This is a genomic window from Marinifilum sp. D714 (assembly GCF_030851345.1).
Taxonomy (GTDB): domain Bacteria; phylum Bacteroidota; class Bacteroidia; order Bacteroidales; family Marinifilaceae; genus Marinifilum.
On the sequence record NZ_JALPNU010000016.1, the window covers coordinates 23,832 to 37,595 of the forward strand.

Below are 13,764 nucleotides of genomic sequence, written 5' to 3' on the forward strand. Positions count from 1 at the left end.
CATACTATAAATGTAACTTTATTGACAGCACGTTAAATGCTGTTAATATGAACAAATCACCAATATCATTCCTCTCTTTTAATCTGATCTTAATCTTTGCTTTTTTTTTGCTTGCTGTTAATGCTCAAGCCAGCGACCCCAAAAAAGCTCCGAACTTTGATAAAATCAGATTACAGCTAAAATATTATCACCAATTTCAATTTGCCGGATATTATGCTGCATTACATAAAGGATTTTATAAGAATGAAGGTTTAGATGTAGAACTTTTAGAAGGTGGGACGGTTAACGCAGTAGAAATTGTTTTGCAGGGCGATGCTGAATATGGTGTAGGTGCAAATGATATCCTTATTGAGCGTATTAATAACAAACCAGTTGTTCTTCTAGCCTCTATCTTTCAAAGTTCACCATCAATATTCCTTAGCCTAAAAAAATCAGGGATAAATACAGCCCATGACCTTATCAACAAACGGGTAATGCTTCTGGACGAATATAGAGATCCTGAACTCTTAGCTATTTTCTACAAAGAAGGAATTCCTTTAGACAATATACTTAGATTAACCACCTCCTATGATATTAATGATTTAATTACGGGTAAAACAGATGTTTTAAATGCCTACTCAACTAACGAACCTTATTTCTTAAGTGAGCAAGGAATAGATTACACAATCATTTACCCTCAAAACTATGGTATTGACTTTTACGGTGATGGAATATTTACTACTGAAAATGAAGTTAAAAATAACCCGAAACGAGTTGATGCATTTATTCGAGCCACAAAAAAAGGCTGGGAATATGCTTTAAAAAATCAAGATGAAATCATTGATATACTCATTAATACCTATGGAGTTAAAAAAAGTAAAAAGCACCTTCAATTTGAAGCAAAACAAATTCAAGAGTTAATTTTAAATGATTATGTAGAAATTGGTCATATTAATCCAGGTAGACTGGATAATATTGCAAGAATTTGTGCTCAAATGGGAATGGTTTCTACTAATTATGATTTAAGTGGTTTTATTTATAAACAAGAGCAATTTAAAACTCCAACATGGTTAAAATGGGCACTAATCACATCTATTATAACAATATCGATTGTTGTAATAATTTCACTGTATCTATACATTTTCAATAAACAATTAAAAAAAGCTGTTGACCGACAAACTGCTAATATTAGGCTGAAAAATGAGGAATTAATTAAATCTGAAAAACGTTTTAGAGAGGTTATTGAAAACTTACCTTCCGGAGCTATTCTCGTTGAAGGGGATGTTTTGTTTACCAATAAAAAAGCCTTTGAAATAACCGAATATACCAATGAAGACACTCCCGATATTAATTCTTGGTTTACTGCCATTTACAGAGATCAGAAAGAGATAAATTATCAAATTTACAAGACTAACAAATCAAAGAATTTTAAAAATCCAACAATCACATCCATTATTACGAAATCAGGGAAAATAAAACAAGTTGAATTTCACGCCTACCGTTTCGATGGTAAAGAAATTTGGCTGATGAATGATATTAGCAAAAGAATAGAGATAGAGCAGGCCTTAATCGCAAGCGAATACAAACTTAGAACCTACATCGAAGAATCTCCAAATGGCCTCGTAATATTCGATAAAAAAACCAAAGTAAAGTTTGCAAACCCTGCCTTTCTAAAGCTCTTGGATATTGTAGAATCTGAGGAAATTAATTACTACATAAAAGATTTTTTCTCTTCGTGGCAGCTCGCAAAAAACGTTGAGATGATGAAACAACTTTTGGAGTCAGGAAAAATTCAAGGAGAAGTTATGGTTAAGTCTGTTGAAAATAGAAAATTCCCGGCATTTATTAGTGCTGTGAAAATTCATAATGATGAATTCTTGGGATTTCTTATAGATACTTCTCCACTAAAACAAGCCGAAAATAAACTAAAAGCTGCACTTGAAAAAGCAGAAGAAAGTGATCGGTTAAAATCAGCATTTCTTGCCAATATGAGTCATGAAATCCGAACTCCCATGAATGGGATATTAGGTTTTAGTCAATTATTATTAAAAGAAAATCTATCTCAAGCCAAAAAGGAACAGTATATTGATATTTTGAATCAAAATGGGTGTCAGCTATTGGAAATCATAAACAACATAATAGACATATCCTATTTAGAAGTCAATCAATTGAAAGTAATAAAAAGCACTTTTTCCATTTCAAAACTATTTAATGATCTTGAAACATTATTTATAATTGAAAAACCAAAATATCAGAAAGAAAATCTAGAAATTTCATTCATCAATCATGTTCCAAAAGAATTGGATAAAATTGAGTCTGATCTTGGAAAGATTAAACAAGTTTTAATTAATCTGATCAATAATGCTCTTAAATTCACAAAAGAAGGATACATTAGAATTAGTACTCATTTAAGCGAATCAAAATTATTTTTCGTTGTCGAAGATTCAGGAATAGGAATACCTAAAGAAAAGCATTCCATTATATTTGAACGCTTTGGCCAAATAGAAAATGTATATACAAGACAATTTGGAGGAGTTGGTCTAGGTTTACCTATTTCAAAAGGTATTATTGAACTTTTGGATGGAAAATTAGAACTAGAATCTAATCAAAATAAAGGTTCTAAATTTCAATTTTATATTCCAATACAAGAAAAAGAAATAGAAGTAATAGAAAACAACAATCAACAAAATAGATTCTCCTGGAGTGGTAAGGAAATTCTTATTGTAGATGATGTTGATATAAACATTAATTTTCTAAAAGAATTGCTAGATAATACCGGTGCAAACATCACCTTAAGTAAAAATGGCAAAGAGGCTGTAAAATTATGCGAATCAGGATACCAACCAGACTTGATTTTAATGGATATTAAGATGCCTGAAATGAATGGACTGGACGCTACTAAAGAAATCAGAAAGTATCTCAAGAATACACCTATTATTGCGCAAACTGCCTACGCATCAGAAAGTGATAAAAGACTAGCTTTATCGGCAGGTTGTAATGACTTTTTTTCAAAACCTTTAAATCCAGAAAAATTATTAAATAGAATAGATCAATTCTTATTGGCCAGCATTTAAACTTTCGATTTTGATTTTTGCTTGTGTTTGAAACCCTTACGTTCCATTTTACCCCATTTTCGATTTCCCATGGCATATTGAATATTGCCTTTTATGGAGAAAAATAGAGATATTGGGTGCAATATAAATGGCTCGAGAAGAGCTGCTATCCATAATCTAAATACGTCTCCTTTCTTTTCGTACCTATGGAAGGTTAATTCTTCGTAGAGTATTGCCCAAGTTGTAAAAAACAAGGCAAATGTATATACAAAAAGAAATGTAATCAGAATAAAATTCAAGCTTAAATTTCCAGTAAAATAAAGAATAATGGCATAGATAATACCTAAAACTTCGACCAACGGAGCCAACCATTCAAACAAAAACCAAAATGGATATCCAAGCATCCCCATTGCTCCATACCTCGGTGAAAAGAAGATTTTTGAATGATCGGTTAAGGTTTCTATCGTACCTCTAGTCCATCTGCTTCTTTGGCGACCAAAAGTAGAAACATCTGCAGGAGCCTCAGTCCAACACAAAGGATCAGGCACATATTCTATTTTGTACTTTTCTCTTTGCTCCGACATGTAACGGCGGATTCGCACCACCAACTCCATATCTTCTCCTATAGTATGAGCATATCCTCCACTCTGCACGACTACATCGCGTTCGAACATTCCCATGGCACCAGAAATAATAATCAAACCATCTAATTTGGCCCAAGCCATTCGCCCCATTAAAAATGATCTTGTATATTCCAAAACCTGCATTCTGGCGAGCAAATTATTTGGCACACAAACCTCTGCTATTCTACCATTTTCAATTACGCACGAATTTGCAATACGAACAACACCACCTGCTGCTATTACTCTTCTATCTGTTCTTTCCAAGAATGGTTTTACCAACTTTAATACGGCATCAGGTTCCAAAATCGAATCAGCATCTATAGCCATAAATAAATCCTTATCAGAAACATTAATCGCTGCATTTAAAGCATCGGCCTTTCCTCCATTCTCTTTATCAACAACTATTAAATTTGAATAAGTCTCAAGCTTCGACTTGTAAACTCCTCGAACCCCTTTTGTTTCTATCTCATGATTGATTGCAAAATTAACTCGCTCTAACTTGAATGCTTCTTTTAACTCTTCAAAAGTGGTATCCGTGCTTCCATCATTTACAACAATTACATCGAAGTTATTGTAATGTATTGTATAAATAGACTCTACATTATCAACTATTGTTTTTGCTTCGTTAAAGGCAGGAACCAAAACTGAAACCGAAGGAGCAAGAGGAGAATCAAGAATCACACTATAATCGACAAAACTATTCTTTTTTAGATAGTAATTTAAGGCAATACCCGACACAATACTCAGTGCTGTATAACTAAATATCAATAAGAATGCATAAGATATAAATATCTTATCCAAAAAATAACTAATAAACCTTATTAACTCGTCGTAATTCATATTCTAGGATCTAATACGTGGTTGATTATCCCTTGTAATTCTTCATCAGCATTTACAAATAAAACATTAAGTCTGGCTACACCTATTTCTCCAATTTTTGCAATTGATTTACATGCCTCCATCCTAATCTTAAATTCATCGCTTTTCAGTTTATCTTCCAAAAAGTTTATTTCCGATTCCATTTTTAACTGTCCAATGGATCTAAGAATATTTAATTGATTTGGCAACTCTTCCAAATGATACATTTCCTTAAGCTTTGCAATTGCCTCATAACTTTCCAGATCAATTAATGTTTTAATCACTTTTCCCTTTACAAAGTCATTATCATGATTTATCAATTCTAAAACCTTTGGTGCGGCTTGCTTTTGTTTCAATACTCTAATCATATCCAAACAGAACATTACTACCGAATCATTCCAATGATCCAACCACAAATGAAACTCAGGAATTTCAATCCTGTTTTTTCGTATCAAATCAAATACATTAATTTGCTCCCAAACCGTAAAAGGCTTCTCCTGCGAATCCAAAAATGCAAAAGGAACAAAGGGCAAGAGTTTCATTAATCCCATTTGTGATTCTATCCTCAATACATCATTGTTTTTCTGCTGAAAAGAAATAATTTTCTGATTCTCGGACTTAACTCTCATATGACTTAATTCTCGAATTCCGAAAATCTTTTTGTTCCAAGAAAACTTATCCAGCTTTCGAATTGATTCTTGATTTAATTCTAAATCCAGATACACAGCTCTTATCTTATCACTCACAGTCTTGTTTTCAGCTTTATCAATTGCCATCAAAACACCAATCATTACATTCCGATGGAAGCGGCTTGATTTTAGCTTATTCCTATTACAGATTTCATTGGCTTCTTTATTTCCTATTAAGTAAGCTATAATAGCCTGAGAATATTTTACATGAATTTGATTGTATCTTGTCTTTTGATAAGCCAAGTATAATTTTGAGATTATAATTGTTGGCAACAATACAATCAACGACACAAAAAAGACCAGTATCATGTATACAATCAACCGATTCAATGCATTATATGGCAATCTCTCAAAAAAATAATTGATCACAGCCTGTATCCGATCGATTATATTACCTACAAAATCGAAGACAATAAACAAGAGATCTGGAGTTGAACTCACCAATTCCTGAAAGTCAAATAGAATAATATGCTGATCCAATAATAACACTCTAATTTCTGTTCTTTCTTTTAATATTTAGTTCTCTTCGTACAGCTTGGACTCTCTTTTTTGCGAAAGTCTTTAACCCTGGAATGAATGCTCCCGGATCCAACTCATCTCCCAAATGTATCATCAGATTCTTCTCGAATTCTGAATTGCTATACATTTTCATTGTATCCTGATAAACATGCTTTCTAAGCGCAATGGAAAGCCTATCAATTTTAGGCTCTAAATAATCTGTTGTAAACTTTTCATTCAGTAACTCCTTTATATAGTTTGTATAAAATTCACGGTATTTTTTAATTCCGAAAACAGTTTTCATCAAGGAGTTTTCATACCTGTCATTCATAAAATAAACACTTAAATTCTCCGCCTCATGCATCGTAAACTTTGAACTAAATGCACAAAATGCATAATTTCCATCATAAGGAATCCATTTAAACTGATGATCTAAAGTACTCTTATACAAATAGTAATTATGACGATGTAACAAATTCATAGCATCAACATTCATAAACAAGCTGGTTATTGCAAATACTTTTAAGCATTCATAAACATCAAAAACCTCTTCTAGATATTTTAAAGCATTCTGATCCATTTTAACACAGCCATCAAGCGTTTTAATAAAATCCATCAATACCTGATAGTCTTTTCTATCCTTTGATTTTATCTTATAAGATCGTTCGTAATCCAACTGATTATCGCCTATGTAAAGCAAACTTGCATTGGGCTCTCCTTTAAAAAATGCACCATTCTTGTTCCCAAAATTTCTTTTTACAAAACCTTTATTGATTTCTTCAACCAACACATACAAACCAAACAGCTCGTCATTTACATATACATTTGCGTAAGTAGATCTTGGAACAGGCAATCCCTCCGATCTCATAAAATCCAGGTATATTTTTTCTCTCATAAAAGTGGGATCCTTAAAAGCATTATTCAGATTAATGGTTTTTAAACCATCTAGCTTTTGCTTTTTAATGTACTTCCCAAAATTTATTTTCAAAGATTTCTTCCTTCCTGGATAGAAATCATATGACGACTCTCCTTTTATTCTTACTCCACAGGCAAAAAGTTTCTTTCCATTCACCTCTACATTTCCCTGCAAATACCTATTCAAATTTAAAGAGTCACGAATATCTTTATGATTGACCAATGAATCCCATGCAGAACATTGCAAAAAGTTAATTCTTATCTCATGAATTTTTTCACTTCCAAATATTTCACCTCCAGCCACACTCTTATTCTTGTCCTGATTATTTGAACCAAATACACCAGAACTTACAACAACACAGCACAACAATATGAGTACAGACTTCATCATTTTCATTTACAGTTGATACGACAATTTCACTGAGAAAGTAAGTATGCGTCTTTTTTCATTTACTTCATATTCCTCTCTTTCGTAACCGGCACGCAACAAATAGGTTAATCTTTTATCAATTAACTGATCTTGATATGCCAATCGAACTTTCCAGCTATCATATTTATAAGTGTCAAAATTCGACACATTTCCTCTTGCTTCATCCGGAGATGTTCCAGTTCCCAACTCCAATCCAATATATTGCTTGGCATCTCGCAAATATCTCCTTGTAATAAAGAACACGGATCTTGAAACATCACTATCCTTTGGAGTAAAATATCCACGCAATGAGAACCAATAATTTCTGTAGTACTTTCCAACCGAACCTGTGTAGATGTACACATTTTTGTGGCCAGCACTTCCATCAAATCTTAAAAAACGGACGCCCGCTGATGCTTCAAACTTCGCAGGTAATTTCTGATAAAATTCAGCTCCAGCTCTATGTTCAGGAAATAAATTATCTGGAGAGTATCCATAGTTCAGGTACATGTAATTGCTTGCTGAAATACGTGGATAAGCATCTATTTCAAACTGCTTGGAAATTTCATTGGACCACAAGCCTTCTCCTTCCTTTACCAAATCTCCTACATTTACTTTTCCAATTAAACTTCCCCAGGAATTTCTTCTTGAAACTTGAAATGAACTGACATGCCACCTTCGCACATATGGCTCTTCAAAGTGCTCAAAATCATGCTTCACAATTAACGAATACTTCCTTGTAGCAGATTTGTAAGCCTTAAAAAGTTTGATTCCCTCAGCATTTCCAAGATTAATTTCCAACAGCTCATTTATGGTTTGCAAAGATTTAGCATCCAAACCCATTTCTTGCTGAATTTTAATTTTCTTGATTAAGAGATCTTCCTCTCTGGGATAAAAAGATTGTCCGTATTCACAATAAAACAATGCTTTAGCAAGCTCTCCAGACCACTTTTCCAAATCAATCAATGCAGATATTGCATCTTTATTATCGTAATCTTTATCCAGAACCAATTGCAATTCTTTTCTTGCCTCAGCATAACTTTTATCCCATGCAAATGTTCTTCCTATTAGAATTCTGGCATCATAAAAGTTTGGCTGACCTTTAAGTATCTTATAACAAATACTTCTTGCCTCTGATCTATTTCCATCAAATGCAAGCCTTTGTGCTTCCTTAAACTCAGTAATAAAATTCTTTGAATTAAGCGTATCAATTTCCTGAGCATTCAAATTTATTGAACACATCCAAGTAAAAGAAATCACTAATGAGAGAGATAAAAGTTTAATCATATTCAATTTATTCAGTTATATCCTATAAGAATTTCAATCCAAATATTTCTTTTTGCGTTCCTGCCTTTCACTAATACTATCCATTACCGTCGACATAAATGGTCGATAATATTTCCAAAAGAACATTTTTCTATCTTTAATTTGATACGGGCTGTAAAAAGCACTACTGATATTTTCAATTCCTCGGAAATAGGAGGAATAAATCCCCATTTTGTTATCTGAGAAATCACAAGCAAAATAAAGGAATCTATAATCCTCATCATGTTCAATAATTGCTGGAAACTTATTTGGTACTTTTAAAGAATCTAATAAATGTTTCCCTTTTTTATTCACGTCAATCTCAAAATTTGCCAGCACATGATTTCGGTCATCTGTTTCATGAATATCAAACCAAAATGGATAGTAAACTTCCTCTGGCACATTGTACTCCAATTGAGTACTTAAGGAAGATCTTAGAATTGGAAATCTTTCATTCAGGTGTACATCCTGTTCCAAAATGATAATCTGCTCCCTGTTTTTTACTAAAACAATTCCTCCTTTTCGAAAATGATATTCTGAATTATAGTTCTTACGATATAAATCAGGTATCCACTTAGGAATCTCCGGATCCATCAATGTATCCAAAGTTTGATAATATTTTCCGACCCAACCACTCCATTTAATTCCCAATAGCTGTTCGGTTTGCTTTCGGATTACTGGAGATGTAGGAGAAGCATAGAGATTAAATTCAGCGATTATTGTTTTTCCTTTTCTTTTTAATTCACGAAGCAGATTAAATTCTTCCGCCTGCAGCCCGCCGTAAAAAAGTGAGATGGTATCTTTGCCATAATCAGGATGATCTTTCCAGTTGGAATTGTAAATACCATATGTATCTGCAAAAAATACTACATCTAATGAATCAGCTAGCTTTGCACTACTTTCCTTGCCATATACCTTTAAGTCCTTTATTACATATTGGCCCTTTTCATCAGGATGAAAGCCTAGAAAATCTTTCGCATAATCATACTCTTCTCTATTTGGCTTAACCCACTTACTTTGGTTGGCTACCCAGAAAAAAGACAAGTGTTCCGAGAAATCCTTTTCCGGAGTTGTCTTATCAATTACAAGTAAATTTATGGGTCTCTTTTTTTCCAGTTTCCATGAAACCCATGAAATTACTGGAATAATTAAAATAAGAAAAACCAATGTTCGAACTAACTTCCACATTTAATTTTTATATTAAAAATACTTATTATTCACCCTTATAACGGAAAGTTTCATAAATAAGTTATACTTTTTTGATAAGTATTTTTAATTAATCCATATAATGACTATTTTCCTATTTAATTAATCAACACATTTTTAAAGAATACTTTTTTTTATTTAAACGTTTTTTTTTGATTTATTAAATAAATTTAATCATCCATGAATAAGATTTTATTAGTTTTCGTTTTGACAGTTTTTTTCAGTACAAATTCGTTGGTAAATTGTAGTGCAAAAAATAATCTTTCTCAATCTTCTAACATTAAAATGAATCAAAACAATAAACTTGCAGTAGTTTGGACAAGTGCTGATAAAGAAGTAGCTGAAAAAATGGTTTTCATGTATGCCTATAATGCTGCAAAATTTGGATGGTGGGACGAAATAAATTTTATAATTTGGGGGCCATCGTCGAAACTTCTTAGTGAAGACACCGATCTTCAAGAATACATTAAAAAAATGAAAGAAGTAGGAATAAAAGTATATGCTTGCAAGGCTTGTGCTGATATGTATAAGGTTTCGGATAAACTCTCTGAAATTGGTATTGAGGTAAAATACATGGGAAAACCATTAACTCAATATTTACAAAAAGACTATAAAGTAATTACATTCTAAATCGTATTAAAATGCTTAACAAATCTGTATTTGATTTTCTATTAGAGCTCAGAGAGAATAACAACAGAGATTGGTTTCATGCCAACAAAAAAATGTATGAAACCGCAAAAAAGGATTTTCAACTTTTCGTTGAATTAAGTATAGAGCAAATCAAAACTTTTGATCCAAGTGTTTCTGGTTCAAACGCAAAAGATTGCCTGTTTAGGATATTCAGAGATGTTCGTTTTTCGGAAGATAAAAGGCCTTACAAAACGAACTTTGGAGCTTTTATTGCCCAAAACGGAAGAAAAAGTCGCTATGGTGGCTATTATATACACATAGAACCGGAACAATGTTTCCTTGGTGGTGGATGCTATATGCCTGCCTCAAATGTTTTAAAAGCCATCCGAAATGAAATCTTTCATCACCCTGAAGAATTTAAAGAAATCATTGAGAATGCAGAGTTTAAAAAACATTTTCCAGAATTGTATGGAGAAAAACTAAAAACAGCTCCAAAAGGATTTCCAAAAGACTTTGAACATATCGACTTACTCAATTACAAACACTATGCGGTTTCTAAGATGATTGATGATCAAACGGTCAATTCTGATCAATTTGTTAAAGAAATTGACAATTCCTTCAAAGCACTGTATCCGCTGAACCGATTCTTAAACGAAATAGTTCAAGATTTATAAAACAAAACTCAAGAAATGTCGTTTCAACCAATAGAACCAAGTTTTTTTTCGAATTAACAAAGAATAACATCTTTTAATAGAAAACATTTTTTTGTCTGCCTATTCATAACTTACTTAGCTACAGAATTAAGCAATAAATGTACGACAGCAAATACTACATATTAAAAGTTGAAGAATTTGTCACAGATTTGTTATGTGACTTGCCCGAAAACCTATGCTACCACAACCTAAAGCATACCAAAGAGGTGGTAGAAGCATGTAAGGAAATTGCAAAAAATTCAGGTCTTTCAACAAGTGATACTGAAATTGTAATTATTGCTGCATGGTTTCACGATTCAGGTCATGCTGTTACTTACTTTGGCCATGAAAAGGCCGGAACTAAAATTGCAAAAGAATTCTTGAGCAAAATTCATTATCCTGCTTCCAAGATTAATAAGGTTATCAACTGTATATTAGCTACGCACTACCCTCCTCAACCTGCAAATGAACTTGAAAAAATTCTTTGCGATGCTGATATGTATCACCTCAGCTTAGATGATTATGAATCCAGAAGCTTTTCTTTACTAAAGGAACTGGAAACGGTTACCTCAACCGAAATACCGAAACAATATTGGTGCGATAAGAATCTTGAGTTCCTTAAAGATCATTGTTACTTTACTACCTACGGTAAAAAGGTTCTTCAATTCCTAAAAGAAAAAAACCTTAAGAAATACTTTTTGTCGCACTGTAATTGCAAATAGCAGCTCTAAATATTAGAATATTATGCCAAAAGGAACTTGACCATTTATCAGATACTATTTTGCAGAGCACTTTAATTGCAACTTATACAACTTAGCTTAATATATATTCATTCTTAAATTTTAGTTTACTATATTATCCGAATTGTAAACTAATCCTATTTATCTATGAAAAACTTTACTATTCTTAGAACTCTTGTTCTTGGATTAACAATTCTTTTTATTAGTAATTTTAGTTTTGCGGCTAAAGCTCCAATTAAATTCGGAAAAGTAAGTAATGATGAGCTAAAAATGCAAACATATGAAAAAGACACTACTGCCGTAGCTGTTTACTTGTGTGATTATGGAGTAAGCGAAATTCCATACATGACAACCACTGGAGATTTCCAATACAATTACACAAGAATCATCAGGATAAAAATATTAAAAGATGAAGGTCTTGATTACGCTGATCTTGAATTTTCTTTTGATAAAACACGATCTAATGTGGGAACAGTTAAAGCGTGTACCTACAATTTAGAAAATGGAAAAGTTGTAAAAACAAAAGTTAGTGGCAAAGACAGAATTCTTGAGAAATCCTCTGATGATATTTACACCTATAAACTGGCTTGTGAAAATGTTAAACCAGGATCAGTCGTTGAATTCATGTATTCAATCACTTCCGATATTCCTTGGAATATAGGTCCCTGGTATTTTCAACGCAGTATTCCAACCATTTGGAGTGAATTTAGAGTTAATGTTCCTGAATACTTTGATTATAAAAGAAATGCAAAAGGATATTTAAGCTTTGATATTAACGAGCACAATTATGGGAATGGAACTTTTAACAGTGGTAAAACTTTTACCATAGACCAATATCGATTCGCCATTAAAGATGTACCTGCTTTTAAAAAAGAACCTTTTACCACTTCTAGCAAAAATTACATGTCTGCCATTGAATTTGAAATTGCCGGAACCAAAAACAGTTACGGCGTTTACAAAAATTTAACCGGGAATTGGGATAAGATTAATAAAACCCTAATGGAAAGCCAATATTTTGGTCAACAGTTAAAATCAGGTGGATTTTTAAAAGATGTGGTTGCTGAAATTACTAGCAAAACAGAAACGGATGAAGATAAGATTCTGGCTGCATTCAATTACATTAAATCTAATATGAAGTGGGATGATTATTATGGAAAATTCACGACTTCTACATTACGCGCTGCATTCAAAGAGAAAAAGGGAAATGTTGCTGATATCAATTTAATGCTAGTGGTTCTACTAAATAAATTAGGCATTAAAGCAGATCCTGTGGTTTTAAGTACCAGAAGTAATGGTTTATTGAGTTTATTCTCTCCTAGTCAATCCCAATTCAACTATGTAATCGCAAGTTGTAAAGTTGGGGAAAATAGAATTTATCTGGATGCTACGGATCCCAATTGCCCATGTAATCTTCTTCCTGAGCGTTGTATCAATGACAAAGGAAGATTGATTAGTAGCCAGGGATCTTACTTTGTAGATATCAAGTCAAGTAGCATTTCAAAATCAGCAACCATTGCAAAACTAAAACTTGATGAAGATGGCGTGGTTTCAGGCAAGCTGGATTTTTCGCTAAATGGATTTACAGCTTTACAATTTAGAGATGCCATTCAAGATAAAAGTGAAGAAGAACTTGTTGAAACCATGGATGAAGCTTATAAGCTTATCGATGTAGAAAGTGTTGAAATCAAAAACCTTAAAGAAGTAGAAAAAAGTGTTGTTTCAAAAATGGAAGTCGAAATGACCGAAGAGCTTGAAAGCGTAAATGACCTTATCTATTTTAATCCATTTATCGTGAATAAAATTGAGGAAAATCCTTTCACCCTGGAAGAAAGAAAATATCCTGTTGATTTCACTTATCCTATCGACAGAACTTTTATGCTTGAACTTACCGTTCCTGAAGGATATACACTAGAGAGCAAGCCTGCTCCTGCAAGAATCAACCTTCCTGAAAAATCAGGTCAATTCATGTATTCTGCAAATCAGAATGGCAATAAAATTATGGTGGTTAGTAGATTTAAAATCAACAAGCGCACATTCTTGTTTAATGAATATCCTAACCTAAAAGAATTTTACAACTTAATTGTAGCCAAGCATGCAGAAATGTTGGTTCTTAAACGAATGTAAGATATACCGTTAATAATTATAATGGATGAATTATTAATGAAAT

10 protein-coding genes are annotated in these 13,764 nt (G+C 32.7%); 5 read left to right on the forward strand and 5 right to left on the reverse strand.

Translation table 11 applies throughout. The annotated features are described in order from the left end of the window. The first annotated feature begins 47 nt into the window (after positions 1–47). Positions 48–3,053, forward strand: coding sequence for an ABC transporter substrate-binding protein (locus M0051_RS13995; RefSeq protein ID WP_306742129.1), 3,006 nt, complete (start codon positions 48–50; stop codon positions 3,051–3,053). Here M0051_RS13995 and M0051_RS14000 read toward each other — a convergent pair. Genes M0051_RS14000 through M0051_RS14020 form a run of 5 tightly spaced genes read right to left on the reverse strand, consistent with a single transcriptional unit; the run spans position 3,050 to position 9,517 of the window. Further along, complete coding sequence (locus M0051_RS14000) at positions 3,050–4,495, reverse strand: glycosyltransferase (RefSeq protein ID WP_306742130.1); 1,446 nt, start codon at positions 4,493–4,495, stop codon at positions 3,050–3,052. The two genes, M0051_RS13995 and M0051_RS14000, sit on opposite strands and share 4 nt — an antisense overlap. Continuing rightward, positions 4,492–5,682, reverse strand: coding sequence for a HEAT repeat domain-containing protein (locus M0051_RS14005; RefSeq protein ID WP_306742131.1), 1,191 nt, complete (start codon positions 5,680–5,682; stop codon positions 4,492–4,494). Before M0051_RS14005 ends, M0051_RS14000 begins: the two co-directional genes overlap by 4 nt. Before the next feature lie 10 nt (positions 5,683–5,692). After that, complete coding sequence (locus M0051_RS14010) at positions 5,693–7,006, reverse strand: CotH kinase family protein (RefSeq protein WP_306742132.1); 1,314 nt, start codon at positions 7,004–7,006, stop codon at positions 5,693–5,695. Positions 7,007–7,012: 6 nt separating this feature from the next. After that, the gene (locus M0051_RS14015; protein ID WP_306742133.1) at positions 7,013–8,311 is read right to left on the reverse strand and encodes a YaiO family outer membrane beta-barrel protein; all 1,299 of its coding nucleotides are present in this window, start codon (positions 8,309–8,311) and stop codon (positions 7,013–7,015) included. 33 nt (positions 8,312–8,344) lie between these two features. Next, positions 8,345–9,517, reverse strand: a complete 1,173-nt coding sequence (locus M0051_RS14020; protein WP_306742134.1) for a hypothetical protein — start codon at positions 9,515–9,517, stop codon at positions 8,345–8,347. Between the two features lie 303 nt (positions 9,518–9,820). On the opposite strand from M0051_RS14020, the gene M0051_RS14025 reads away from it, so the two are divergent. From M0051_RS14025 to M0051_RS14040, 4 genes are all read left to right on the forward strand, one after another. Continuing rightward, the gene (locus tag M0051_RS14025) at positions 9,821–10,165 is read left to right on the forward strand and encodes a DsrE family protein (protein ID WP_306742135.1); all 345 of its coding nucleotides are present in this window, start codon (positions 9,821–9,823) and stop codon (positions 10,163–10,165) included. A gap of 11 nt (positions 10,166–10,176) precedes the next feature. Further along, a complete protein-coding gene (locus tag M0051_RS14030) occupies positions 10,177–10,839 on the forward strand; it encodes a DUF2461 domain-containing protein (protein ID WP_306742136.1) in 663 nt (220 codons plus the stop codon). 137 nt (positions 10,840–10,976) lie between these two features. Further along, positions 10,977–11,579, forward strand: a complete 603-nt coding sequence (locus tag M0051_RS14035; RefSeq protein WP_306742137.1) for an HD domain-containing protein — start codon at positions 10,977–10,979, stop codon at positions 11,577–11,579. A gap of 165 nt (positions 11,580–11,744) precedes the next feature. Continuing rightward, entirely contained in the window at positions 11,745–13,721 is a 1,977-nt protein-coding gene (locus M0051_RS14040; RefSeq protein ID WP_306742138.1) for a DUF3857 domain-containing protein, read from the forward strand. Positions 13,722–13,764: the final 43 nt, after the last annotated feature.